The sequence below is a fragment of the Kribbella capetownensis genome (assembly GCF_004331485.1).
Classification (GTDB): Bacteria; Actinomycetota; Actinomycetes; order Propionibacteriales; family Kribbellaceae; genus Kribbella; species Kribbella capetownensis.
On record NZ_SJKD01000017.1, the window covers coordinates 39,749 to 62,895 of the forward strand.

The 23,147-nt window shown below is 66.6% G+C and carries 21 protein-coding genes and 3 pseudogenes; 14 read left to right on the forward strand and 10 right to left on the reverse strand.

Annotated features, from left to right (window positions below):
• Positions 1 to 188 precede the first annotated feature (188 nt).
• On the reverse strand, positions 189 to 1,532 hold the full coding sequence (locus tag E0H75_RS41535) for a sensor histidine kinase (protein ID WP_131519240.1): 1,344 nt from the start codon (positions 1,530 to 1,532) through the stop codon (positions 189 to 191).
• A 44-nt stretch (positions 1,533 to 1,576) separates the two neighbouring features.
• Here E0H75_RS41535 and E0H75_RS41540 point away from each other — a divergent pair, with 44 nt between their 5' ends.
• From E0H75_RS41540 to E0H75_RS41550, 3 genes are read left to right on the forward strand one after another with little or no spacing between them, the layout of a single operon-like run.
• Positions 1,577 to 2,047 (forward strand): hypothetical protein, encoded by a 471-nt coding sequence (locus E0H75_RS41540; protein WP_131519241.1) that lies wholly within the window; start codon positions 1,577 to 1,579, stop codon positions 2,045 to 2,047.
• A gap of 26 nt (positions 2,048 to 2,073) precedes the next feature.
• A complete protein-coding gene (locus E0H75_RS41545) occupies positions 2,074 to 2,751 on the forward strand; it encodes a response regulator transcription factor (RefSeq protein WP_131519242.1) in 678 nt (225 codons plus the stop codon).
• Positions 2,748 to 3,338 (forward strand): DedA family protein, encoded by a 591-nt coding sequence (locus E0H75_RS41550; RefSeq protein WP_131519243.1) that lies wholly within the window; start codon positions 2,748 to 2,750, stop codon positions 3,336 to 3,338. Before E0H75_RS41545 ends, E0H75_RS41550 begins: the two co-directional genes overlap by 4 nt.
• A 10-nt stretch (positions 3,339 to 3,348) precedes the next feature.
• Here E0H75_RS41550 and E0H75_RS41555 read toward each other — a convergent pair whose 3' ends face one another.
• From E0H75_RS41555 to E0H75_RS41575, 5 genes are all read right to left on the reverse strand, one after another.
• A complete protein-coding gene (locus tag E0H75_RS41555; RefSeq protein ID WP_131519244.1) occupies positions 3,349 to 3,789 on the reverse strand; it encodes a universal stress protein in 441 nt (146 codons plus the stop codon).
• Positions 3,786 to 5,258 (reverse strand): MFS transporter, encoded by a 1,473-nt coding sequence (locus tag E0H75_RS41560; protein WP_131519245.1) that lies wholly within the window; start codon positions 5,256 to 5,258, stop codon positions 3,786 to 3,788. Before E0H75_RS41560 ends, E0H75_RS41555 begins: the two co-directional genes overlap by 4 nt.
• 22 nt (positions 5,259 to 5,280) lie before the next feature.
• Complete coding sequence (locus E0H75_RS41565) at positions 5,281 to 5,790, reverse strand: copper chaperone PCu(A)C (protein WP_165554452.1); 510 nt, start codon at positions 5,788 to 5,790, stop codon at positions 5,281 to 5,283.
• 594 nt (positions 5,791 to 6,384) lie between these two features.
• The gene (locus tag E0H75_RS41570; RefSeq protein ID WP_131519247.1) at positions 6,385 to 8,289 is read right to left on the reverse strand and encodes a potassium transporter Kup; all 1,905 of its coding nucleotides are present in this window, start codon (positions 8,287 to 8,289) and stop codon (positions 6,385 to 6,387) included.
• A 146-nt stretch (positions 8,290 to 8,435) separates the two neighbouring features.
• Positions 8,436 to 8,798 (reverse strand): hypothetical protein, encoded by a 363-nt coding sequence (locus tag E0H75_RS41575; protein ID WP_131519248.1) that lies wholly within the window; start codon positions 8,796 to 8,798, stop codon positions 8,436 to 8,438.
• A 475-nt stretch (positions 8,799 to 9,273) separates the two neighbouring features.
• Between E0H75_RS41575 and E0H75_RS41580 the strand changes: the two genes are divergently transcribed.
• The 3 genes and pseudogenes from E0H75_RS41580 to E0H75_RS44880 all read left to right on the forward strand — a co-directional run.
• Positions 9,274 to 10,275: a glucose 1-dehydrogenase gene (locus tag E0H75_RS41580; protein ID WP_238163583.1), complete on the forward strand. Its 1,002-nt coding sequence runs from the start codon at positions 9,274 to 9,276 to the stop codon at positions 10,273 to 10,275.
• Positions 10,272 to 10,997: a glycoside hydrolase family 15 protein gene (locus tag E0H75_RS44490; RefSeq protein ID WP_238163584.1), complete on the forward strand. Its 726-nt coding sequence runs from the start codon at positions 10,272 to 10,274 to the stop codon at positions 10,995 to 10,997. The genes E0H75_RS41580 and E0H75_RS44490 overlap by 4 nt, the downstream gene beginning before the upstream one ends.
• Positions 10,958 to 11,465 (forward strand): annotated as a pseudogene (locus tag E0H75_RS44880) (glycoside hydrolase family 15 protein); the annotation flags it as partial. The gene E0H75_RS44490 and the pseudogene E0H75_RS44880, both read left to right, overlap by 40 nt.
• Here the strand turns inward: E0H75_RS44880 and E0H75_RS44500 are convergent.
• Entirely contained in the window at positions 11,421 to 11,942 is a 522-nt protein-coding gene (locus tag E0H75_RS44500; RefSeq protein ID WP_238163585.1) for an N-terminal phage integrase SAM-like domain-containing protein, read from the reverse strand. The pseudogene E0H75_RS44880 and the gene E0H75_RS44500 overlap by 45 nt on opposite strands.
• 334 nt (positions 11,943 to 12,276) lie before the next feature.
• Here E0H75_RS44500 and E0H75_RS43425 point away from each other — a divergent pair.
• The 4 genes and pseudogenes from E0H75_RS43425 (at position 12,277) to E0H75_RS41600 (ending at position 17,084) form a co-directional block, all read left to right on the forward strand.
• Positions 12,277 to 12,346: pseudogene (locus E0H75_RS43425) on the forward strand.
• 1,151 nt (positions 12,347 to 13,497) lie between these two features.
• A complete protein-coding gene (locus E0H75_RS41595) occupies positions 13,498 to 14,157 on the forward strand; it encodes a GAP family protein (RefSeq protein ID WP_131519250.1) in 660 nt (219 codons plus the stop codon).
• 555 nt (positions 14,158 to 14,712) lie between these two features.
• The gene (locus E0H75_RS44805) at positions 14,713 to 14,862 is read left to right on the forward strand and encodes a hypothetical protein (RefSeq protein ID WP_272948987.1); all 150 of its coding nucleotides are present in this window, start codon (positions 14,713 to 14,715) and stop codon (positions 14,860 to 14,862) included.
• Positions 14,859 to 17,084, forward strand: coding sequence for an arylsulfatase (locus E0H75_RS41600; RefSeq protein WP_272948988.1), 2,226 nt, complete (start codon positions 14,859 to 14,861; stop codon positions 17,082 to 17,084). The genes E0H75_RS44805 and E0H75_RS41600 overlap by 4 nt, the downstream gene beginning before the upstream one ends.
• Before the next feature lie 160 nt (positions 17,085 to 17,244).
• Here E0H75_RS41600 and E0H75_RS41605 read toward each other — a convergent pair whose 3' ends face one another.
• Positions 17,245 to 19,209, reverse strand: coding sequence for a Vps62-related protein (locus E0H75_RS41605; protein ID WP_131519251.1), 1,965 nt, complete (start codon positions 19,207 to 19,209; stop codon positions 17,245 to 17,247).
• Between the two features lie 182 nt (positions 19,210 to 19,391).
• On the opposite strand from E0H75_RS41605, the gene E0H75_RS41610 reads away from it, so the two are divergent.
• The 4 genes and pseudogenes from E0H75_RS41610 to E0H75_RS44505 all read left to right on the forward strand — a co-directional run.
• Positions 19,392 to 20,633 carry an amidohydrolase family protein gene (locus E0H75_RS41610; RefSeq protein ID WP_165554454.1) on the forward strand — a complete coding sequence of 414 codons (1,242 nt, stop codon included), beginning with the start codon at positions 19,392 to 19,394 and terminating at the stop codon, positions 20,631 to 20,633.
• A 175-nt stretch (positions 20,634 to 20,808) separates the two neighbouring features.
• Entirely contained in the window at positions 20,809 to 21,189 is a 381-nt protein-coding gene (locus tag E0H75_RS41615) for a hypothetical protein (RefSeq protein ID WP_131519253.1), read from the forward strand.
• Positions 21,165 to 21,572: an FAD-dependent monooxygenase gene (locus tag E0H75_RS41620; protein WP_131519254.1), complete on the forward strand. Its 408-nt coding sequence runs from the start codon at positions 21,165 to 21,167 to the stop codon at positions 21,570 to 21,572. Before E0H75_RS41615 ends, E0H75_RS41620 begins: the two co-directional genes overlap by 25 nt.
• A gap of 389 nt (positions 21,573 to 21,961) precedes the next feature.
• Positions 21,962 to 22,093: pseudogene (locus E0H75_RS44505) on the forward strand (IS5/IS1182 family transposase); the annotation flags it as partial.
• Between the two features lie 14 nt (positions 22,094 to 22,107).
• Here the strand turns inward: E0H75_RS44505 and E0H75_RS41625 are convergent.
• Both E0H75_RS41625 and E0H75_RS41630 read right to left on the reverse strand, forming a co-directional pair.
• Positions 22,108 to 22,428: a cupin domain-containing protein gene (locus E0H75_RS41625; RefSeq protein ID WP_131519255.1), complete on the reverse strand. Its 321-nt coding sequence runs from the start codon at positions 22,426 to 22,428 to the stop codon at positions 22,108 to 22,110.
• A gap of 251 nt (positions 22,429 to 22,679) precedes the next feature.
• A complete protein-coding gene (locus E0H75_RS41630) occupies positions 22,680 to 23,099 on the reverse strand; it encodes a VOC family protein (protein ID WP_131519256.1) in 420 nt (139 codons plus the stop codon).
• Positions 23,100 to 23,147: the final 48 nt, after the last annotated feature.

Sequence of the window (23,147 nt, forward strand, 5' to 3'; positions counted from 1 at the left end):
ATGGACAGCGGCCATTCGAAGTCGTCCTGTCTCAGTTGAGTTGGCGCAGTCTCACTCAAACTGACGCATTCGACCTTTCGTCTCCACCGATCCTGCCTTGACGATCCTGACCTCGACCGGTGGGCACGTCCAGTCCGCCGAACGCTTCACCATCACCGGCGTGCGCTGACCGCCGATCGGAGCGCGGGTCAACCGGGCGGTAGTCGCGCGGTGATCACAGCGCCGCCAAGCGGCTCGCCGTTGCGTGCCTGGACAGTGCCACCATGCGCGGCAACCACCGCGCGCACGATCGCCAGACCCAGACCCGCCCCGGACGAGCCCGGCGTCCGGGCGTTGTCGCCGCGGACGAACCGTTCGAAGGCTGAGTCGATGACGGCGGGTGGGAACCCGGGTCCGTCGTCGGAGATCTCCAGTGCCGTGGCTGTCGCATCGCTGGTCGCCCGCACTTGTACAGTCCTGGCTCCGGCAGCGGCGCTGTTGTGTAGCAGGTTGGTCAGCACCTGGCGGAGCCGATCGGGGTCCCCGTCGACGACCACGGTCTCGCCGAGAACCTCGATCCGCGGTCCGAGCACCGGGCCAAGGCGCCGCGCCTCGCCAGCGGCCAGGTCCAGCAGGTCGACCGGCTCACGGCGGATGACGAGAGAGCCGGCTCGCTCGCGTGCGAGGAGCAGCAGGTCCTCGGCGAGCCGGGTCAGTCGTTCGGTCTCGCCGAGCGCCGCGACGAGCGAGCGCTCGACCTCTGCCGGTTCGCCGAGTGCGGACAAGGCGAGCTCGATCTCCCCCCGGAGCACCGCGATCGGAGTCCGCAACTCGTGGCTGGCGTCGTCGACGAACGCGCGCTCCCGCTCGAAGGCGACCCGGAGCCGGCCGAGCATTCCGTCGAGGGTCCGTGCGAGCCGGGCGATCTCGTCATTGCCGGGTACGGCGGGCAGCCGGCGATCGGTTTCGACCGACGAGATCGCGGCCGCCTCGCGGGTCAGGATGTCGACCGGCCGTAGTGCGGTCCGGACGACTAGCCATCCGCCGAGGCAGAGAAGGCCGATGAGCAGTGGCGCGGCCACGAGCAGGACGGCCGCCAAGCGCTCGCGGGCGGCCTGCAAGGGTTCCGCGGAGACGCCGACCACCAGGACCTCACCCGATCCCAGCCGCCGCGGCAGGATCCGCACCTTCGACCGATCAGCCTTGCCGCCGATCGAAAGCGATCGCGTCTCGGCGACCTCGCGCTGAAGGTCCCTGACGTCCGCCGCGCTGAGCAGTCTGCCCTCGCCCAGGGATGGCGAGCCGGCCAGCAGAATGCCATCGGATGCGTACAGCTGGGCCATCGGGTCACGGGCGACCGCCCCGCTGTCTCCCGCGTGCAGGGCGGCCGACATGTCGGAGCTGCGCGACGACAGGTCCTCGTCGAGAGCGGACGTCAGTTGGTTGTCCAGGGCGACGTACAACATAGCCAGGCACAGACTGAGCACGACGGCCGCGCCGACCGTGAACACCAAGGTCACCCGACCCCGCAACGAGCGCGGCAGCAGTCGCATCCCCTTTCACCGTCCTCTCATCCTCTCGGCCCGATCCTGGCACCGTGACCCCGGACATCACCCACTCGCCTCGCCCGGCCCGACTGCGCGGCCGCAAACCGACCTGGAGTCTGCACCCCGGGGTCCGGTCGCACGACGGGCTGCCCCGGCGCGAACGGGCCGCGGACCTGGCGCGCGGGCTGCTGGGATCATGGACCGCCGCCACGGTAGGCGCGGGTCTGGTCGGGGCGGGGATAGTGCTCACCGTACGACGCGACGCCGCCACCGGCATGACCGTCGTCCTGTCCGGTCTCGTGGTGGTGGCGCTGTCCATCGTGCTGATGACCTCGAAACGCCTCGACGACACCGCAGCCGAAGTCGCGCTGTACGCCCTGGAGTCGGACCGCCGGGCCGCTGTTGCCATCGAGGAACTCCGGGACGAGGTCGAGCGACTGCGTGGTGACCTCGCGCGGCTCACCGCCCGGGGGCAGATCTCCGTGCGGCCGCTCGACGAGGCGGGTGAGCCGCAGCCATGAGGCAACCGAGTTCTACGCTGGCAGGTATGCGGCTGCTCGTGGTGGAGGATGATCCCGGCATGGCCGCCTTGCTGGTCCGCAGCCTGCAGCGGGAAGGGTACGCCGTCGATGCCGCGGCCAACGGGGCGGACGCACTGTGGAACGCGCTCGAGAACGACTACGACGGCGTGGTGCTCGACGCCATGATCCCCGCGCCGGACGGCTTCGAGGTGTGCCGCCGGATGCGTGCCGAAGGCCGGTGGGCGCCCGTACTCATGCTGACCGCGCGGGACGCCGTGCCGGACCGTGTCCGTGGCCTGGACTCCGGCGCCGACGACTACCTCACGAAGCCGTTCGCGCTGGCGGAGCTGTTCGCCCGCGTCCGGTCGCTCACCCGGCGAGGACCGCTGGAACGTCCCGTCGTCCTGCAGGTCGGCGACCTGATCCTGGATCCGGTATCTCGGATCGTCCGGCGCGGCGAGGTCGAGGTCGCACTGTCCCCGAAGGAGTTCGCGCTCCTCCACGAACTGATGCGCAGACCCGGCGAGGCGCTCAGTCGGACCTACCTGATCGACCATGTCTGGGACTTCGCGTACGACGGCGGGTCGAACCTGGTCGACGTCTACATCCGCTACCTTCGCGACAAGGTGGATCGCCCGTTCGGCCGGGACACCATCCACACCGTCCGTGGCGCCGGGTATCGACTCGACCCCGGCGCCGAATGAGCAGCCTGCTCGGCGAACTGGCGAGAGTGCCGCCCTGGGTCCTGCTCCTCCTGGTCTTCGCGTTGCCCGCGCTCGAGGCCTCGACCCTGCTGGGTGTCGCGATACCCGGCGAGATCGCCGTACTGCTCGGCGGAGTCTTCGCACATGAGGGCCGAGTACCACTGCTCGCCGTGATGGCGGTCGCGGCGCTAGGCGCGGTCGTGGGCGACAGCATCGGATATGCCGTCGGCACGAGGTTGGGACCGCGCCTGTTCTCTCGGGGGTCCGACGCGACGAGAAAGCGTCTGGACCGTGCGCAGGCGTTCGTCCAGAGGTACGGCGGTCCCGCCGTCCTGCTCGGTCGTTCAGTGGCGCTGCTGAGGGCGCTGGTCCCGTCGGTGGTCGGCGCGAGCGGGTTGCCCTACCGGCGCTTCGTCGCATACAACGTGGCCGGCGGGACGCTATGGGCCGTCACCGTAGCCGGCGTCGGATTCCTCGCCGGTGCGGCCTACGCGCGAGCCGAACGCTACCTCGGCTGGTCCGGCGTACTGATCGCGATGGTCCTCGTGATCGTTGCGCTGATCATCAGACGCCGGCACCGCCGATGAGGTAGCCGCCCTACGCGGCTCGGGGTGGGATGACCACGACTGGGCACGGCACCCGGAACACCAGTTGGGGCGCGAGCAGGCTGGCCTTGGCGCGGGTGAGTTCGGTCGGGCGAGGCGGGTCGAGCACGAGCAGGTCGGCATCGTGAGCAGCGGTCAACAAGACCGGCAGCTTCGCTCCGTGCACCGCGAGGCAGCAGGCCGCGTTCCCGGGGCCGAGCGCGTCGGCGACAAGCTTGGCGAGCTTCGCATCGGCGTCGGTCTGGGCGTCCGCGGGACTGAGGCTCAGAGTCACCGGTGGCCGGGCGGCAGGAGCGGCCGGTGGCCGCGCGGCCCGCCACGCCATCACGGCGTGCAGGCGCGCTTGGCGGAGCCTGGCCTCGTCGGCGGCCCATCTCAGTGCCGCCTTCGAGCCTGTCGCCGGATCGACCGCGACGACGATGAATCCACTCATGACGTGACCTCCCGATGGTTCGTGGTTGCCGACAAGGGGTGGGCGATGTCCTCGAGCGACCGGCGTTCGGCGTCGACGCCGAAGTACCAGGCGATGACTCCGCCGGCGATCATGATCACGGCTCCGATCACGTAACCCCAGGTCAGCGGATTCCGGTCCGGGACCGCGCTGTCGCCGCTGCCGATGAGATGCCCGAACAGGAACGGCGCGACCACTCCGCCCGCTCCTTGCGAGATGGCGAAGAAGAACGAGATCGCCTGCGCGCGCAGCTCCAGCGGGAAGATCTCGCTCACGGTCAGGTACGCCGACGAGGCGCCGGCCGAGGCGAGGAAGAAGATCACGCACCACAAGGCGGTCTGCGTGGTGGCGTTGAGCAGTCCCGCCTGGAACAGGTACGCCGAGGCCAGCAGCAACAATCCCGAGACTCCGTAGGTGAACAGGATCATCCGGCGCCGGCCGATGGTGTCGAACAGGTGCCCGATCAGCAGCGGCCCGAGAAGGTTGCCGAGTGCAAACGGGAAGAAGTAGTAGCTGGTGTGTGCCTTTGGCACGCCGTAGAAGTGCTGCAGGACCAGGGCGTAGGTGAAGAAGATCGCGTTGTACAGGAAGGCCTGCGTCACCATCATCGAGAAGCCGAGGAAGGATCGCGAGGGATAGTCGCGGAAGAACACCTTCGCGATCTTCAGGTAGGAAACTCTGTCGACGGGCGTGATCTCCAGCGCCAGCCGCTCCGGAACGGGCGGGAGCTCGGCGCCCCGGGACGTTGTCCGGCGTTCGATCTCCGCCACCGTGTGCTCCGCCTCCTCCTGCCGTCCGTGGGTCATCAGCCAGCGCGGACTCTCCGGGAGGGTCCGGCGCAGGAAGATGATGACCAGGCCGATCACCGGCCCGATGAAGAAGCCGATCCGCCAGCCAACGTTGCTGGGCAGATGGCCGGACAGCAGGTACAGGTTGGCCACGGCACCGAGCGCCGCGCCGCCCCAGTACGTCCCGTTCACCGCGATGTCGACCCGGCCGCGGTAACGCGACGGGATCAGCTCGTCGATCGCCGAGTTGATCGCGGTGTACTCACCGCCGATCCCCATCCCGGCGATGAAGCGGAAGACCAACAGGAACCACAGACTGAACGACAGCCCGCCGATCCCGCTCGCGACCAGATAGACGCCCAGGGTGATCATGAACAGCTTCCGGCGGCCGAGCCGGTCGGTGATCCGCCCGAAGAACAGCGCGCCCAGCACCTGTCCGGCCAGATAGACCGAGCCGACGGCGCCCACCGCGCCGGCGGAAAGACCGAGCGTGCTCTGGTAGCCCGCCTGCGACACGATCTGGATCTCCAACCCGTCGAGGATCCAGGAGACGCCGAGGCCGATGACCACCAGCCAGTGGAACTTCGACCATGGCAACCGATCCAGCCGGGCCGGGACCAGACTGCGAACCGGGCTGGTGGCTGTCGTTTCCGCGATACTCATCTCGCTCCTCTCTACGGCCGACTCAGGCCGAGGTGGCAGGGTTCTGCGGCTCGGGTGCGGCGAGTGGTCCGATGGCTGTCCGAACGGTCACCGGAGTCGCGTGCGCGAACCGCAGGGTCACCGGGACGTACGTGCCGGGAATGAGCGACGTACGCAGACCCTCGAGCTCGACACCCGTCCGCCACTCGAGGTCGACGAAGCCTGATGCCGGCAGCGCAATACCTGCTACCGGGTGACCGCCCTGCTCGAGCACGACTCGCTCGGCGATCGGGGTCGAGACACCGACCAGGGTGTCCGCGGTCGGGGACTCGTTCGTGATCGCCAACCGCAACGGCGCGCTGCCCCCGGCAGTGATTCCGTGTGGCCCATCGACCCAGATGTCGTCGATGACGACCCGGCCTGACTCGGCATCGACCCCGCCCGCGGGAAGGTCCTGGAAGGGCGGAATCGAACCGCATCCAGCCACCGTGAGCAGTGCCAGCAGGACCGGCAGCCAGCGGATCGCCGTTCGGCCCCGCTTGATGATCGTCATGGTTCCTCCGTCGGGTCGACGCCGGGTATGTCGTCGCAACAACGCTGCCGACGAGTTCATGAGAACTCGGTGAAAGCACCAGACCCATGCAACTTCCAGCGCGAGGCCTTCCTTCACCGCCAGCGCGACCGGCGTCAGACCGTGCTCGACGTTCCCGTACGGCGCTCCGTCTGGAGGCCCAAACCTCGCCCCGCTGTCCCACGTCGCGCTCGCGGTGATGGGCGAGGGCGTGGACCGTGATGCCGAAGGCAACCTTCTGGACGCGCAGTGGCGCACCAGTCATTCACCATGCCGTCTGCCGATCAAGGCGAAGCCGCATGACGAACCGCGCCCTGGCTGTTCTCATCGCCACGCTCTTCAATGCCCAACGGACAGTCCGAACTCCGGGCGCAGCCCGACGAGATCGCGGACGCGTTTGGCCGGGACGCTCGACGACCTGCGGGAGATCCCGCGGCATCCACCCGAGAACCCTCTCCGGAGGCGCGATCGCCCCAGCCTCCGAATGCTCGCCCGGCGGCCCGCGATCCATGTCGACCCGGCCGGCGGCAACCATGCCTCGCCTTCACCTGGCGTTTGAGATCTCGAAAGCCGGACCTATAGGCGTACTTCGGTGCTGAGGATGACGGTGCGGTCATCGGGCAGGTGGAAGAACTCCGGCTGAGTCGCGCCGTTGCGCCACAGCACGAGGAACAGTTGTTTCCGCCACCCGGCGAGTCCGGGGGCACGGGTACGGCGGAGCGCGAGGCGAGACACGAAGTACGAGGCGGCGTCCGGATCGAAGTCCGTCTCGGGACCAGTGCCGGCGACACGCCGCACGACCTCAGGAAGGTCGGTGTCATCGTGGAACCCGAACCTCGCCGCGACGTACACGATGCCGTCGTTCGGGTCGCGCAGCTGGTCGACGCTGAGGCGGCGGTCCCATGGCACATGAGGAACTGGCGCGGTCAGGCTCGAGATGATCACGATCCGCTCATGCCGCACGTGATTGTGCGCGACGTTCAGCCGAAGGGCCAAAGGCGTCGTTGCCTTGTCCGCGTGCGGGAACACGGCAAGTCCTGGGACCCGCTTCAGGTGGGCAGCCCTCATTTCGCCGATGAAGTCGGGCAGCGGGCCTTCCAGCTTCGCGCGGCGCGAGCTGACGATCTGGTGTCCGCGCCGCCAGGTGACCATCACGGTGAACACCACAGCCGCGATCAGCAGGGTCAGCCACCCGCCGTGTGTCACCTTAGTGAGGTTGGCGGCAAAGTAGCTGAGCTCCAGGCCGCCGAGCACCAGCCCGACGAGCACGCACTGCCAGGTCGCCCAGTGCCATCGGGTCCGCGCAACCACCAGGAACATCGTCGTGGTGATCAAGAACGTGCCGGTGACGGCGACGCCGTAGGCGGTCGCAAGCCGCGCCGAGGAACCGAAGGTGAGCACCACGATCAGTACCGCCGCGAACAGCAGCCAGTTCACACCCGGAATATAGATCTGGCCGTACTCGCGGCCGGAGGTCTGCCGGATGCGTAGTCGTGGGAGAAGGCCGAGTCCCAGTGCCTGCCGGGACACGGAGAATGCGCCGGAGATGACGGCCTGCGAAGCGATCACCGTCGCCGCGGTGGCGAGGAGGACCATGGGCAGCCGCGCCCACGCCGGCAGCAGCAGGAAGAACGGGTTCTCCCGCGTGCCCGGGTCGTGCAGGATCAGCGCGCCCTGGGCGAGGTAGTTCAGCGTTAGCGCCGGGAAGACGATGACGAACCATGCTCGGCGGATAGGGTTCCGGCCGAAGTGCCCCATGTCGGCGTACAGGGCCTCGGCGCCGGTTATCGCCAGTACAACGGCGCCCATCGCGACGAACGCGGTAGACGGGCGATCGACGACGAAGGCGACCGCGTACGTCGGAGACAGTGCCCACAGAACACCCGGATACGGCACGATTCCCGCCACGCCGGCCGCACCGATCGACACGAACCACACGGTCATGACCGGGCCGAAGAGGTTGCCGATCCGCTCGGTTCCCCGGCGCTGCATCGCAAACAGCAACGTCAGCACGACGGCAGTGACTGGCAGCACCAGGTGCGACAGACCGAGCGAGGCGACCTCGAGTCCTTCGACCGCCGACAGCACCGAGATCGCCGGGGTGATGATGCTGTCGCCGAAGAACAAGGCCGCGCCCAGGATGCCGAGCCCCAGAATCAAGGCCACGCCGCGACGCCCAATACCGCCGAGCTGGCCTCCGAGGAACGCGGCCAGCGCCATCACGCCGCCTTCACCGTCGTTGTCGGCGCGCATCACGAAGACGACGTACTTGACCGACACGATCAACGTGATCGACCAGAAGATGAGCGACACGATGCCGAAGACATCACCCGCTGTCGGGGCTACTGCTCCGCCGCCGATCGAGAAGACGGTCTGCACCGCGTACAGCGGACTGGTCCCGATGTCACCGAAGACGACGCCGACCACACCCAGGATCACGCCGACCCCGGCCGGCCGGAATCTGTTGCCCTTGTCAAGCATGCGGTCGCCTCTTCATCATCAGGTACGTGCGGGACTGTTGTGTCGTCACGGGCCAGCGCCGATCTCCGCATCCTGCCAGCGGGAGGTCGCCGTACCTGCTGGCGGTAGTCAGCGGCGTCGCCAGGATGCGGCGGGAGCGGTCGTGCTCAGGATGGCGGGCCAGGCCCGCAGCTCTTGCTCGGCCAGCCCCACAGCTGCAACACCGCCGGCGGCAAGGTGATCGGGCAACCTGTGCCGCCGACACCGGCCAGCCCTACGTCGTACGCCGTCCACGATCCTCCGAGCGTTCGACGAAAGACGTTGTAGGAGCCGTTGTCTTGAACCGAGACCGCAGCGGCGGAGGAATCGTCGCGGGGAAGAAGCGAAGCTGCCGCCCAGTACGTCTCTGTCGCGGGGTCATACGCATAGTGGCTTCCTTGCGGCTCGAGCCCCTTGAACTCCGACACCTGGACATTGCCATTGATTTTGGCCGCTGCTGCGATCAGCTGGTTCCGCACACCATTCGTCATCACGAGGTTGGTTGCACTCGTGAAGGGCGGCGGATTGGCCGACTGAGCCGACGCTCCGGACGCTGACGGAGACCGGTGCGCTGCCCGGGCACCTGATGCCCGGAGCGAATGAGCAGCAGCTCCGAAACCTGCCAGGGCCAGAGCGGCCAGGAAAAGAATCACAACGCGTCTGCGCACGTTTTTGACAGTACAACCCCTTATCCAGCGGGGTTGTTCGCGTAGCTGAACCGACGAGTCGCTCTCATCTCGCTCTCATCGGCCGTGCCCGAGGCTGGACGAGTACACGACCGGCAAGCTCGGACAAGGAGTGCCGCTGCGCGACCTCAGAAACGAATCGTTGGCTGAACTCGACCGCTTGCAGGCGGCGCGCGGAGTGACTCCGCATGAGGGTGCCCACGTTGCACCGAAGCGTCGGGAGACGATGCTCGCACTGACGGTTCGGCCTGGTCAGCAGGGCTCGTCGAGCCTGAGGCAGATGGCTGAGCCGCACCCTGACGAAGGCTCGCTGCTGGTCCAGTCACTGGTGGTCGGCCTGTGCGGCACCGACTCGGAGATCATCAACGGCGAGTACGGCGAGACGCCGACGGGCGAGGATTTCCTGGTGCTCGGTCACGAGAATCTGGGGCGCGTCCTCGAGGCACCGTCGGGCAGCGGCATGTCGGTGGGTGATCTGGTGGTCGGCATCGTGCGCCGTCCCGATCCTGAGCCGTGCACAGCCTGCGCCGCCGGTGAATGGGACATGTGCCGCAACGGCCGCTACACCGAGCACGGGATCCGAGGACTGCACGGGTTGGCCCGGGAACGGTGGCGGGCTGAGCCGGACGCCGTCGTACGGCTGAGCCCCTCCGTCGGACGTCTCGGCGTTCTGCTCGAACCGACGACCATCGTGGCGAAGGCCTGGGAACAGGTAGAACGGATCGGCAAGCGTGCCTTCTGGCAGCCCGGGGTCGTCGCTGTCACCGGCGCCGGACCGGTCGGCCTGCTCGCAGCGCTGCTTGGCGTCCAGCGCGGCCTGAGCGTGCACGTCTTCGACCGCGTCACCGCTGGACTCAAACCGGATCTCGTCCGCTCGCTCGGTGCCACCTACCACTCCGACTCGTTGCCCGACTCCGGTCTGCGAGCCGACGTGCTGATGGAGTGCACGGGGGTGCCGGAGGTCGTCGTCGATGCGATGAGCAACGGCGCACCGGCCGCAATCGTCTGTCTGACCGGCGTCTCCGGACCCGGCCGTCGACTGCCGCTCGATGTCGGGGACCTCAACCGTCAGGCAGTGCTCGGCAACGAGGTCATCTTCGGCAGCGTCAACGCCAACCGGCGACACTGCGAACAATCGACCTGCGCCCTGGCAGCTGCCGACCCCAACTGGATGAGCCGACTGATCACCCGTACAGTTCCGCTTCATCGTTATCCAGAAGCGTTCGCCCGGCAGCCCGACGACGTGAAGGTCGTCATCGACATCGAGGCAGCCGGGCAATGACAACCATCGAGGACTACGCCCTGCTGGGAGACCTCCATACCGCGGCGCTGCTGGACACGGCTGAAGCCGGCCGGTGGCTGCTCGCTCCCGGGGCGGGCGGGCCCTGCGCACGCAGGCGCTACCGGGGCGACACCCTAGTGCTGGAGTCGGAGTGGGACACACCCGAGGGCACCGTACGAATCATCGACTTCATGCCTCCACGCGGCCAGGCTCCCGACATCGTCCGGATTGTGCAAGGTGTCAGCGGAGCCGTACCGATGGTCGGCGAGCTGCGCCTGCGATTCGACTACGGGCAGATCATCCCGTGGGTCCGCAACGTGGGCGGCGCCATCGAGGCCGTAGCCGGGCCCGATTCGGCGTGGTTGCGCACGCCGGCACCCCTGGAAGGCCGGGACAATCGCACCATCTCCGAGTTCACAGTCCGAGCCGGGGACACCGTGCCATTCGTCCTCACCTGGGCGCCGAGCCACCTCAGCAGACCGAAGCCCGTCGACGCCGACCGCGCATTGGCCGACACGCTCGACTTCTGGGAGCGCTGCTCGGAACGCTCAACAGTCACCGGCCGCTGGCGCGACGACCTACAGCGTTCGCTGATCGTGCTCAAGGCGCTCACCTACAGGCCCACCGGCGGCATCGTCGCAGCGGCCACCACCAAAAAGACACCGACAACGGGTTGTGGGAGATGCGCGGACCACGGCGCCACTTCACGCACTCCAAAGTGATGGCCTGGGTCGCCGCCGATCGCATGGCCCGCGCCACCCATGACAGCGTGCTCCCCGGTCCTGTCCGCCGATGGGAATACCTGCGCGGTGCGATCCACACCGACGTACTGACCAACGGATACGACGCCAGGCGCGGCACCTTCGTCCAGTCCTATGGCAGCACGGACCTGGACGCCAGCCTGCTGCTCATCCCCCGGGTCGGATTCCTTCCAGGCACCGACCCCCGGGTCGTCAGGACGGTCGAAGCGATCCAGCGGGAACTCCCAGGACGGGCTCGTGCTGAGGTACCGCACCGGGACGAGCCACGACGGCCTTCCCGCCGGCGAAGGCGCCTTCCTCGCTTGTTCCTTCTGGCTCGTAGACGCGCTGAACCACGACGGACGGACCACGGAAGCAACCATCCTCTTCGAGCGATTACTTGCCCTACGCAACAAGGTCGGACTGCTCAGCGAAGAGTGGGAACCCGTGACGCGACGCCAGCTGGGAAACACGCCCCAGGCCTTCAGCCACTTCGCCCTCGTGGTCAGCGCACTCCAGCTGGGCCGCGAGCACCCGCAGCGCAGCGACCAGCCGATCCACCCCGCCGCCACGCACCGCAGCCGTGCGCCCCGCCGAGGAGCTTGCCAGACCCACGCACACATGCGGCTGGCACATTCGACGACATGCTCGGCAGTCGGCTGGGCGTGGGGGAGAGCAGGGGGTGGACTTGTGCTCGTCGCAGAGATGGGGATGGCTGGTGCGGTGATCAACCTTGATCCGCCGCTTCTTACAATGCGCCCGGCACTTGCGCAGTTGGGCGTAGAGGCTGTGCAGGGGTTCAGAGCTTTGCAGCTTCGTCAGTGGCAGCTGCCCCAGGTGCGGTTCGATGTGGTTCCTGTAGTTCGACTCGTAGCCACGGAGAGTCGACACCTCGACGTCGAGTAGCTCGAAGTAGGTATCGAACACACCGAGAGCTTGGCGCGGGTCTTCGGAGTTCGCTGCTCATCGACTTGGTTCAGGAGCTTGGTGCGGACCTGCTCGGCTGTGCGCTCCTGACGTGGGCCGGGCTTAACAGTCTCGGTGAGGTAGAACTTCTTCCCCGTCACGGGGTTGATCCCCGCATACACCTTCACCCGCAACGACCCGGATGGGAGGTGCTCGATCTCGCCGCGCGACCGCTTCGATGCTGTCGTCACCATGCAAGCATTGTAGGCGATCTCGTGGGGCCAAACGTGGGGCGAAATACGGTCAAACAGAGTGTTCTGAGGCGTCTGCAGATGGCGATTCAGCAACAAAACAAGGCTCAAGTGGAGCAGAGCTGTGCTGTCGAATGTTTTCCTGAACCATGTGCCGCAGGTTCGAATCCTGCCGGGGCACCCCTTCCTGACCTGCGGAAACAGGTTTCGAGGTGGGGGTGCCGGGAGCTCGCTGGGGATGCTCTCGGGGATGAATCGGTTCTAGGATTCGATCTGTGGTACGAGAGAAGAGGGCTCGGGGATACGTCGAGGCTCGCCCGGGTGGCACCTTCCGCGCTGTGGTCTACGCCGGCAAGGACACCTTTACCGGCAGAATCGGTACCTGCGTGAGGCCGCAGCCTCCGAGGAGGCCGAGAAAGGCGGACGGTCTAGTGGAGGCAAGCCGCGGCAAGCGAGCATCCGTGGTGTAGCCGGCCATCGATGCCTCTAGCCACGTGTGCGCGGGTCAAGCCGTCGAGCTGTTCGATGGAGCACCTGCGGCTGCGCGATGCCATGAACTCTGCCACCTCTAGGCGTCAGGAGTGTCTCCGTAGGCACCTCTAAACACCAGTTGGCTTCAGTTCGCGTCATGAACCGCGTCACGTGAGGAGACGCATCGCTCGTCGTGTAGCTAGTCGGAACCTAAGGCCTCGGCAGTGGGATCTTCTGGCGGTGGTCAGAGTCGCCAGCAACGAACTAGGAGCCTGCCGAGGGTGTCGGCTACGTCGGCGACCGTGGTTGCAGACAAGGAGGTGGTCCAACCGACTCGTCTGCCTCGACTCGCACATTGTCACCGGGCCGTCCAAAGCCGGGCATTGTGGCCTGCGGGCGAGTTCCGAGTTGGGCGACAGACCCCAATCATGTCGATCGGGCTGATCTCGCAAGGCGGAGCGACTCGCCCGTCCACGGCCAGCAACGATGACCCGATCTCAAGGCAAGCTCGCACGTCCTGCTTGAGCTGCCCTTCGTCAACGACGGCGCCCATCCGGTTGGCCGGCAACGAGTACCAGACCGATACCTGACCATCGCGGAAGATGCGACAGCCGTGGAATCCACCAGCCCGAACGTCAGCCCACCTCGCACGCCCTGGCGAGACTGTAACTGCGGTGTAGTCGTGGCCGTCGACTTCACCCACCCCGACCTTTTCGGCAGCTTCGACGTTGCTCGGGCGCAGCAGCCTTCCCCCGCTGAGGCATTGCGCGCCGGGTGCGCGATACTTCCGGTGACGGGACGTGCCGTGTACGCCAATCCGGAAGCCTCGTCGTGCGGTCGAGATCGGAGACGCGATGGGGCAGGCACTGCTTCAGCTGATACCGCTGGCCCTCGCGGCGGCGCTGAGCAGCGTCCCCATCACTGCCACCATCTTCATCTTGCTGGCGGAGAGCCGCAGCCGCTCCGGCCTGGGCTTCCTGGTCGGCACGGTGCTCGGCACCTTCGCCACCGTCGCGTTGGCGACTGTGGCCAGCCAGGCGCTTCCTGGGCGACCGCGCGAACATGAGGCCCTCGTCGGCAAGCTGGAGGTGGTGATCGGGATTGCCCTCGTGCTGCTGGGCGTCGTGGCCCTCGCGCGTCGGTCCCGCGCAGGGAGCGGACGTGGACCGGGCTGGCTGGACAACATCGGTACGTTCGGCATCCTGCCCGTGTTCGGCATCGGCCTGGCGCTGAACCTTCGTCCGAAGGCGATACTCCTGGCGGCGGCCGCGGCGCTGGCGATCGTCGGGGTGGACTTGATGTTCGGCGACAACCTCGGCCTGGTGGTCTTCTACACCGCGATCGCCACCTGCACCGTAAGCGTTCCTATCGTCGCGACGATCCTGTTTCCGCGGCGGATGGAACCTCGCCTCCTCGCGGCGAAGGGGTGGATCGCCGCTCACTCCAGCACGGTTGGTGCCACGATGATGATCCTGATCGGCGGCTTCGTCATCGGCATCGGGGTGAGCGGCTGAGCGCGCCGAGCGACTCGGTCACACACCACGCCGCTGCTCCGTGTCGTGCGGTCGCGGGCATCGCAGGCAGCATCGAGCGCATGCATGACGCTGGCGCTAGAGATTCCAGCGTGATGAGGCCTCAGCGAGGAGATGCCTCGCGGGTCGGTTCCAGCAGTTGCTGAGGCTGAGGGTCGCGGCCGCGGCACCGGGACGAGCCCGGCTCCGACAAGCCCGCCGATGGCGGGGGGACCGACCGTACCGGCGAGATCGCCCACCGCGTTCGCACCGACCGCGGCGACGCCGCCACCGCTTCGGCGGCCTCATGACCCGGGATGACGGGGCCGATTGGGCGCCTAGGTCGGAGCGGAGTAGGTGCGTCCTCCCGCCTGTCGCTCATCGCAGGTTCGGGGAGGTGCCTGGTCAACGGAAGAGATAATCGGCAAGGCGCTCGTTGACCTCGAGGGGACAAGGGTCCATCGCATAAGGCGCACGATCGTTCATCCTTGCCGGATGATGCAGGGCCTACCCGCTGGCGGGATCGTCGGATCGAGCTATGGAGACAGGAGAGCTCTCATGACCGATTCGACGTCGGTAGAGCGTCGTGTGCTGCCGAATCCTGATCGTCCGTACGACGGACCGGTGTTCGTGGACGCGAAGGATCCTGCGGCGCAGTTCCCGCCGATCGAGCCGCTGCGCCCGCCGACGGGCGCGCCGAACTTTTGATCATTCTGCTCGATGACGCGGGGTTCGGTTCGTCGAGCGCGTTTGGGGGTCCGTGCCAGACACCGAGGATGGAAGGTCTGGCGAGTGAAGGGCTGAAGTTCAACCGCTTCCACACGACGGCGCTCTGCTCGCCGACGAGGGCGGCGCTGCTGTCGGGCCGGAACCATCACACGGTTGGGATGGGCGGGGTCACCGAGCTGGCGACCTCGGCGCCGGGGTACAGCTCGATCTTGCCGAATACGTGCGCGCCGTTGGCTGAGACACTGAAGCTGAACGGCTATGCGACGGCGCAGTTCGGGAAGTGCCACGAGGTGCCGGTATGGGAGACGAGCCCGCTGGGGCCGTTCGATTCGTGGCCTACCGGTGGCGGAGGCTTCGAGTACTTCTACGGTTTCCTCGGCGGGGAGACGAACCAGTACTACCCCGCGCTGTACGAGGGGACGACAGCGGTTGAGCCGAGCAAGACACCTGAGGAGGGTTACCACCTCACCGAGGACATCACCGACCGGACGATTGGCTGGATCCGGCAGCAGAAGGCGCTGATGGGCGACAAGCCATTCTTCATCTACTACGCGCCCGGCGCGACCCATGCTCCGCACCACGTGCCGGAGGAGTGGTCGGCGAAGCACAAGGGCAAGTTCGATCAGGGCTGGGACATGCTGCGCGAGGAGACACTCGCGCGACAGAAGGAACTCGGCGTGATCCCGCCAGAGGCCGACCTGACCGCGCGACCGGACGAGATCCCCGCCTGGGACGACATCGCCGACGACCTGAAGCCCGTGCTCGCGCGGCAGATGGAGGTCTATGCGGGATTCATGGAGCACACCGATCACCACATCGGCAGGGTGATCGACGCTCTCGGTGAGCTCGGGATCCTCGACAACACTCTCGTCTTCCTGATCACCGGCGACAACGGCGCCAGTGCGGAAGGGACACCGCACGGTTGCTTCAACGAGATCGCCGTCCTGAATGGGGCCGCCGCGCTCGAAACCACCGAGTTCATGGTCTCCAGGATCGATGACTTCGGGACTACCGCCGCGTACAACCACTACGCGGTCGGATGGGCGCACGCAATGGACGCGCCCTACCAGTGGACCAAGCAGATCGCCTCGCACTGGGGCGGCACGCGGAACGGCGCGATCGTCCACTGGCCGAACGGGATCAACGCCAAGGGCGAGGTGCGCAGCCAGTTCCACCACGTGATCGACGTCGCGCCGACGGTGCTCGAGGCGGCCGGCCTCCCGGAACCGCAGGTGGTGCACGGTGTCGAGCAGAAGCCGATCGAGGGCGTCAGCATGCGTTACACCTTCGACGACCCGAACGCGGTCGAGCGTCGACAGACGCAGTACTTCGAGATGTTGTGCAATCGCGGCATCTACGACAAAGGCTGGACGGCGGTCACACGACACTCCATTCCATGGGTGTTCAAGGCGGAGGAGCTGCCATTCGCAGACGACATCTGGGAGCTCTACGACACGAACGCCGACTGGACTCAGGCCCACGACCTGGCCGCCGAGATGCCCGAAAAACTCGAAGAACTGAAGACGCTGTTCATGGAGGAAGCACGTAAGTACAACGTGCTGCCGCTGGACGACCGGCGCGTCGAGCGGTTCAACTCCGACCTCGCCGGGCGGCCGGTCCTGATCGGCGGCAACTCGCAGCTGCTTTTCTCGGGCATGGGACGGCTGACCGAGAACGTCGTGATCAACACCAAGAACAAGTCGCACTCGATCACCGCGGAGCTGCAGGTCCCCGACGGCGGCGCTGAAGGCGTGATCGTCGCCCAAGGCGGCGCGTTCGCCGGCTGGAGCCTGTACCTGAACAAGGGCAGACCGAAGTATTGGTACAACATGCTCGGCCTGCAGTCCTTCGCCATCGAGGGCGACGCGGACATCCCACCCGGGTCGCACCAGGTTCGAGCCGAATTCGCCTACGACGGCGGTGGACTCGGCAAGGGCGCCACGGTGACGCTTTATGTCGGCGGTACGAAGACCGGCGAAGGGCGCGTCGAGGTGTCCGTGCCGATGCTCTTCTCAGTTGAGGAGACCTGCGACGTCGGCAGAGACACCGCATCGCCGGTCAGCGACGACTACACACCGCAAACCAGCCGCTTCACCGGATCGATCAAATGGGTGCAGATCGACATCGCAGAAGCCGCCGAAAACCTCGACCACTTGATCACACCGGAGGAGCGCTTCAAGATCGCCATGACGCGGCAGTAGTAGCCGGCGACCCGCCTGAGATCCAGCGGCCTATGCAGAACTTGCGCAGTGCGCGTCGATCTTCCGATCTGCAGTCGCCTGGGTCGGCTACGCGACGACCATCCTCCGTGCGCTCCGATACGTCACCGGCGGCGGTCTGCCTCGCAAGCCTTGCCCGGCCCTACGTGGGCGGGGACGCGCCGGGTGCGGGCAGCTCCGCCGGGAGCGTTTGGGGCGCGCGGATCCGGCCGCCCGCTCGGAGGACCCGCACTCTCGCGTCCCAATAGGTGTAGGCCATGACGAGCCCAACGAAGGGCATGAGGAACGCAAACGCGAGGCCGGCAACCACATTGGCCAGCAGGAACGGAGCGTCGGTTGCCAGAATCAGGACCGTGCCCAGAACCGGGCCGACCGCCGACGCCACCAAGACGCATACGCCAAGCACTACCGCGACCTTGGTGACCTCATGGCGGACCAGCTGGGAACTGCGGCGGAGTGACGCCATCGCCGACGTCTCCTCGAACACTGCCGCCGGCAGATGCAACGAGAACGCCACGATCGGCACCAGCGCCACCGGGATGAGCAGGATGGTGAGTCCGGCCGAGCCGACCAAGGCCGACAAGATCAGGAACGCAGCGACGAGCGCGCGCCATCGTGAACGCGTCAATCGGTACGCCTGGCGAATGGTTACGTTGTGACCTCCGTCGATTTCCGCGAGCGCGCGGGTGGTGGCCGCGAGCACGGCCACGACGGCGAAGCCCAACAGCAGGTACCCCACACCCGCTGCTGCGGCGATGCGGTACCCACCGGCCTCTCCACCTGATCCCGGACCCCCCGGACCGGGAGCGAGCACGATCAAGCCTTGGACTGCGGCGGCGAGGAGCGAGACCGGCAGCGTGAGTAGGCCGATACCGATGAAGGTCGGCCACCGGGAGCGGTAGATCCGGGCTGCGGCAGCCATGATCTGCCCGCCGGAACGGCGGCGAGCGATGCGAAGTGGGGCTGAGGGCTGCCACCTCGTCTTGCGGATCAGGTAGGAGGTCAGCAGCACGAGGGCGGCCAAGATGACCAACCACAGTGCCGGGTTGTTTGTCATCAGGCGCACGACATTGGAGCCTGCGGCGACACTGCTGCAGAAGAAGTCGGTGGCGCCCGTGCCGAGAAGACCTCCGGCGGGTACGGCGTAGGTGCGGTCACGATCTTGCTGTTGCTGGAACGTGATCGGCGCGCCCCATGCGGCTTTCGTGTTCGGGCCGGTCGGTCCGTTGTAGAAGGCAACTTGTTTCTCGCCCCAAAGTCCTTGGTAGGTGATCCACGGGAATGCCTTCCGCGCAGCCGCCGGGTCGTTGGGGATGACGTCGACGACGGGGCGTAGCTGGTTCGTCGGGGCACGGGTGTCGTCGCAGCCGAAGCCCTCTGTTGAGGAACGCCCGAGGAAGAGCGCGGAGTCGTAGTAGCTGGCATGCGAACCGGACGCCACGAAGACCACCGGATGGGTGCCATCGATCAGTTCGAGCTTCGGGTCGTCCCAGCGCGCGACCTCCGCGCCGGTGTGCTGGCTGTAGATCACCTGGATCGGCTTCTGGTCGAGCGCGGCTGCAGGGTCTCCGGCTGCGAAGAGGAGCTGGATCATCTCCCAGTCCCCCTCGTGCTTGTTGTTGTAGTCGTTGAACGGGTAGAAGAACCAGTACTGCAGCGCCAACCGGTCGTCACGGCCCGCCTCTGTCGCGACGTGGGCGTAAATGGTCGGTTCAGTGCCGGCCGTCGCTTTCCGCGCCCAAAGTTCGTACCCGCAACCCGGCCTGAGCGGGTTGCCGGGGAAGTCGAGGTAGTAGCCATCGAGTCCCTTGCCCAGGTCGGATGCTGTCGGCCCGATCTTCACCAGGTCGGCGCGATCCCAGGGTCCCCTCAGCGCAACGCTGTCATTGCCTAGGAAGGCGTCCACGCCGCTGGGCTCATAGGGCTCTCCTGGCCCGCACTGACCGTCCTGGTGCACGAGCGCAACAACCGGTGCAAACCGCTGGGCGAGTGCCCGCTCGTCGGAGATGTCGGCGGCGGCAGGTGCTGCCCCGACGAGGCCGGGGACCAAGGCCAGGGCGACCACGACCGCCGCCCATGACCTGCGATGGCGCGATCCGATGTGCATCGGCCGTCCTCTCGTCGTCCCTCGACAGCGCAAGCAGACACGCAAAAGGGCCGCACGAGCAAGGTCCACGGATCACTAGGCCCCGCCCCCGCCATTCTGCGACCCCTTCCGGTGGCATGTCTAGCGCCGCTTCGCGGCCAAGAGGCGCGAGGGCTCCGCCGCCGAGTGGGTACGATCGGCAGGTGTCAACTCTCATCAAACAGGTTCGAGTCTTCGATGGTGTTGACGTCTTGGACGCGGACTGCGTACTTGTTCAGGGCGATCGAATCGTCAAGCTGGGCCGGGATCTTTCCGCTCCGGCTGGCTGCGTGGTCGTCGACGGGGCCGGCGGCATGCTGTTACCAGGTTTCATCGACGCCCACGTCCACACCCCAGACCAAGGCACCCGCGACGAAGGCATCTCAGCGTTACGGCAGGCCCTTCAATTGGGGGTCACCACGATGCTGTGCATGGGCTGCCGCTACCCCGACTTCGTTGCGCACCTGAAGGCGCTTCAGCAGCCAGACCTAGCCGACCTTCGATCTGCCGGGATCGCCGCATCCGTCGAAGGCAGCCACCCAACCCAGCTCTTCGATTACTACCCAACCCTGAATGGGGTCGAGGACGTCGCACCGTTCGTTCACACCCGAGTCAGTGAAGGCTCTGACTATCTCAAGATAGTCATCGAAGACAGTTCGGTGATCGGAAAGTCCACACCGTTCCTGCCTCCAGAGGTTTCCGCTGCAGTGACGGCCAAGGCACACTCCCACGGCCTGTTGGTGGTCGCCCACGCGCAGTCTCGCCGCTTTGTGGCGCAAGCGATTGAGTCAGGTGTCGACGGTCTAGCCCATCAGTACGTCGATCAGCCACTAACTCCAGAATTTGCCCGATTCCTCAAGTCCGCCGGCGTCTTCGTCGTCATGACGCTCGCCGTCTATCACAGTCATGAAGGTGTCGAGCTGGCGAACGATCCGCGGGTGAGACCGCACATTGACAGCAGATGGATGGACATACTCTGCAGCAGCGTCGGGGGACAAGAGCAATTCCAGGAGTACGGCCTGGCCGCAGTACGTCCCCTGCGGGACGCAGGCGTACCGATCTTGGCAGGCTCAGACGCAAACAATCCAGGCACCACGTATGGCGCGAGCCTGCACCATGAGCTGGACCTCCTAGTCCGCGGAGGACTCACCCGCACCGAGGCCCTCACCGCAGCCACCGCCGCACCTGCCAAACACTTCCGGCTGCCCGACCGAGGCCGGATCGCCCCAGGACTGCGAGCCGACCTGATCCTAGTTGAAGGCGACCCCACCGTAGACATCGACGCAACGAAGTCAATTGCACGCGTCTGGCGAAGCGGGGTCGCAGGACGTGGGGCAGCACCAGCTGCCGGAGGCGATGTCTTGATTCAACGGGCCCTTGACGTTGGTGTATCGATTCCTCCTTGACACATCGCCGAGGGACTAGAAGCGGTCCGCGGTCGCATGCACGTGATGTTACGGACTGCCTGATCCGTGGTGCGCCTCACGACCTTGGTGTCGCCGTCGGGCAGCTCGACGGCACTGCGAGACAGACTCGGCCTCGGCCCTGCATCCGGCGAACCGGCTCACCGGGTTCTGGTCCGTGCGCGGCCACTTCTCCGAAGGCCGACGGCGCCAGGGCTCGCTCCTCGCACTGGTCCAGGATGACGACCCGGAGTGGGTCGACGCCGTCAACGGCGCTGCGTGGTTGGCGACGGACCAAGGAGACCGTAGGTCGGCACTCGGACTGCTCGAGCAAGCCAGGGAACATGCCCGTGCCACCGGCGACCGTGCCCGCGAGGCCACCGGCCTGTGCTACCGCGGGCGCGCGAAACTGGTCATCGGCGACCCCACCGGCGGTCGGGATGACATCGAACGCGCGCTCCAGCTGCAGACCGAATCGGGCGACGAGACCGGCCTCGCGCGGGCCCTGTGGCTGGCCGGAGCGGCAGCATCCCCATGGGTGGGCAGCGCTGGCGCCTGATCATGCCCACCGCGGGTGACCACGGAGGTCGGCCGCCGTCGTTGGAGGAGATCCGGGAGGCCGTCGCGCAACGCGCCCCCTGGCCGATCGAAATCTCAGACCCGGTGTGGCTGGCGTCCTTCCACTGCCATCTGCGCTCGACGTCGACGTACCGTCGCCGTCGAATCTTTCTCGCCGGCGATGCCGCGCACATCCACTCACCGGCCGGCGGCCAAGGCATGAACACCGGGTTGCTGGCCGAGCGCCGGGCCGCCGGGCGGCTCTCGCAAGTTTCGATCGCCTACCCCGCGGGGCGGTTCATCCTGCCCCGCGTCGGACTGATCCAGACCGTCGTCGGCTGCATCGGCGTGTGCACCGTGGCACAGTCCGTCCGGACGGGGTAATCGCCGCACGCGGTCGCGCAGACGTCACCGACTACCTGCACGATCTGGTTCGTGACGCCGTTCCGGCGTAGCCGCCCGATACGCATCGGATGCACGGCCGCGGCTATGTGGCGATGCGCGAGTACCGGCGGCGGAGTGCGACGGGCCCAGGGCATCCACAGTCCTGCGCCAATCACGCCCCGACCTACAACCGAATCTCGGGGGGTGATTGCAAAACTGCCTCCCGCAGTGTTCGGCAGGTGCCGCTCACAGCCAAGTTCCATCCGAACCATTGCTGATCCGGCGGCTCGACGACCACGTCGGTGACCTCTCCCGGAAGAGCGCGACCAGATCATCGAGGCGATCGGCATGCTGCGCGCGACCCGCTGCGCGGTCGGTCACCTCGGCATGCCGACGGCGCCAACGCCCTGCTGAAACGCACCTGGAAAGCACTCGAACGAGTCACCCTCAACCCCCGGCGAATCGGCACCACCACCACCGCCGCCCTCGTCCTCCTACACCTTCAACGGCCAACCCGGTGAGAAAACCTCACTTGTTATTCGAGCCATTCGGTGATCATCGTCGGGCTGGCGTGGATGCAGATCATGTGTGAACGGCCGGGACCTTGGTTGATGAACTTGTGGGGTATCCCCGGGGGTGCGATCACGATATCGCCCGCCATAATCTCCAACTGGTCGTCGGCTAGGTAGAAGGTGAGATTTCCTTCGATGACGACCCATGTTTCGTCGTAGGGGTGGCGGTGTAGTCGAGGGCCGTGTCCGGGCTCGCTGTGGTCGACGATCAGCGAGATCGTCGCGTCATGATCGATGCCTTTGATGTTTCCGGTTTGAATATGTTTCGCGTTGATGACTGGCATGTAGAGCGCACCTCCGAATGGTTGGCAGGATGAACATCACGAAGTTCGCGTGCGGCCTATAAAGCTGGAACAGTTGGCGCACTTCGACTCCGGCCTCGCGCAGGAGCAAATGCCCAGCGGTCTCATCTCGACGGACAGGGCGACCGCGCACCGCCGTGTACTTGTGTTGGCCTCCAGCACCCACGATCGGCCCCCGAAGCCCGAGGCGCCGATGTCTGGCGCCGAGCTGATCGCCATGATTGCCGCTGCGATCAGCCGGCGGGAGTGGCCAGAGCCTGACCTCGTCCGCGGCGCTGGCGAAGGGAGATTCGGTTGCCGTCTGGGTCTACTGCTTCGATGCGGACTCCGAAGGGGTACTCCTCTGGTTGGGGACTGTCGAATGTCACGCCACGGCTGCGCAGCACCTCGAAGTCTGTCCACAGGTCCTCCGACTCGAGGATCACAGGACCGGGCACGGTGCCAGGCTCGGCCCCGACGGGTTGGCCCGCAGTTCGACCGTGCTTCCACAGGATGAGCTCGACTACGCTGCCAGGAGGTCCCACGGTCAGAAATCGCCCATCCGGACCTGAATAGTCGAAGTGCTTCTCCAGGCCGAGTCCCTCCGTGTAGAACGTCAGCGCGCGATCCTGATCGCGGACGTACAGCGTCACGTACATGATGTTCGTCAACATGTGCTTTCTCCTCCATGGGTGCCAGGCTCGTCACATCGGCTCGTCGGC

What these genes read in the sequence shown, in the direction of transcription:
- E0H75_RS41545 (WP_131519242.1), top strand. Translation starts at nt 2,074, where the DNA reads ATGCGGCTGCTCGTGGTGGAGGATGATCCCGGCATGGCCGCCTTGCTG.
- E0H75_RS41565 (WP_165554452.1), bottom strand. Translation starts at nt 5,790, where the DNA reads ATGACGATCATCAAGCGGGGCCGAACGGCGATCCGCTGGCTGCCGGTC.
- E0H75_RS41605 (WP_131519251.1), bottom strand. Translation starts at nt 19,209, where the DNA reads ATGCACATCGGATCGCGCCATCGCAGGTCATGGGCGGCGGTCGTGGTC.
- E0H75_RS44805 (WP_272948987.1), top strand. Translation starts at nt 14,713, where the DNA reads ATGACCGATTCGACGTCGGTAGAGCGTCGTGTGCTGCCGAATCCTGAT.
- E0H75_RS41630 (WP_131519256.1), bottom strand. Translation starts at nt 23,099, where the DNA reads ATGTTGACGAACATCATGTACGTGACGCTGTACGTCCGCGATCAGGAT.
- E0H75_RS44490 (WP_238163584.1), top strand. Translation starts at nt 10,272, where the DNA reads ATGACAACCATCGAGGACTACGCCCTGCTGGGAGACCTCCATACCGCG.
- E0H75_RS41550 (WP_131519243.1), top strand. Translation starts at nt 2,748, where the DNA reads ATGAGCAGCCTGCTCGGCGAACTGGCGAGAGTGCCGCCCTGGGTCCTG.
- E0H75_RS41570 (WP_131519247.1), bottom strand. Translation starts at nt 8,289, where the DNA reads ATGCTTGACAAGGGCAACAGATTCCGGCCGGCCGGGGTCGGCGTGATC.
- E0H75_RS41620 (WP_131519254.1), top strand. Translation starts at nt 21,165, where the DNA reads ATGGGTGGGCAGCGCTGGCGCCTGATCATGCCCACCGCGGGTGACCAC.
- E0H75_RS41580 (WP_238163583.1), top strand. Translation starts at nt 9,274, where the DNA reads ATGGCTGAGCCGCACCCTGACGAAGGCTCGCTGCTGGTCCAGTCACTG.
- E0H75_RS41535 (WP_131519240.1), bottom strand. Translation starts at nt 1,532, where the DNA reads ATGCGACTGCTGCCGCGCTCGTTGCGGGGTCGGGTGACCTTGGTGTTC.
- E0H75_RS41595 (WP_131519250.1), top strand. Translation starts at nt 13,498, where the DNA reads ATGGGGCAGGCACTGCTTCAGCTGATACCGCTGGCCCTCGCGGCGGCG.
- E0H75_RS41560 (WP_131519245.1), bottom strand. Translation starts at nt 5,258, where the DNA reads ATGAGTATCGCGGAAACGACAGCCACCAGCCCGGTTCGCAGTCTGGTC.
- E0H75_RS41625 (WP_131519255.1), bottom strand. Translation starts at nt 22,428, where the DNA reads ATGCCAGTCATCAACGCGAAACATATTCAAACCGGAAACATCAAAGGC.
- E0H75_RS41575 (WP_131519248.1), bottom strand. Translation starts at nt 8,798, where the DNA reads ATGACGAATGGTGTGCGGAACCAGCTGATCGCAGCAGCGGCCAAAATC.
- E0H75_RS41555 (WP_131519244.1), bottom strand. Translation starts at nt 3,789, where the DNA reads ATGAGTGGATTCATCGTCGTCGCGGTCGATCCGGCGACAGGCTCGAAG.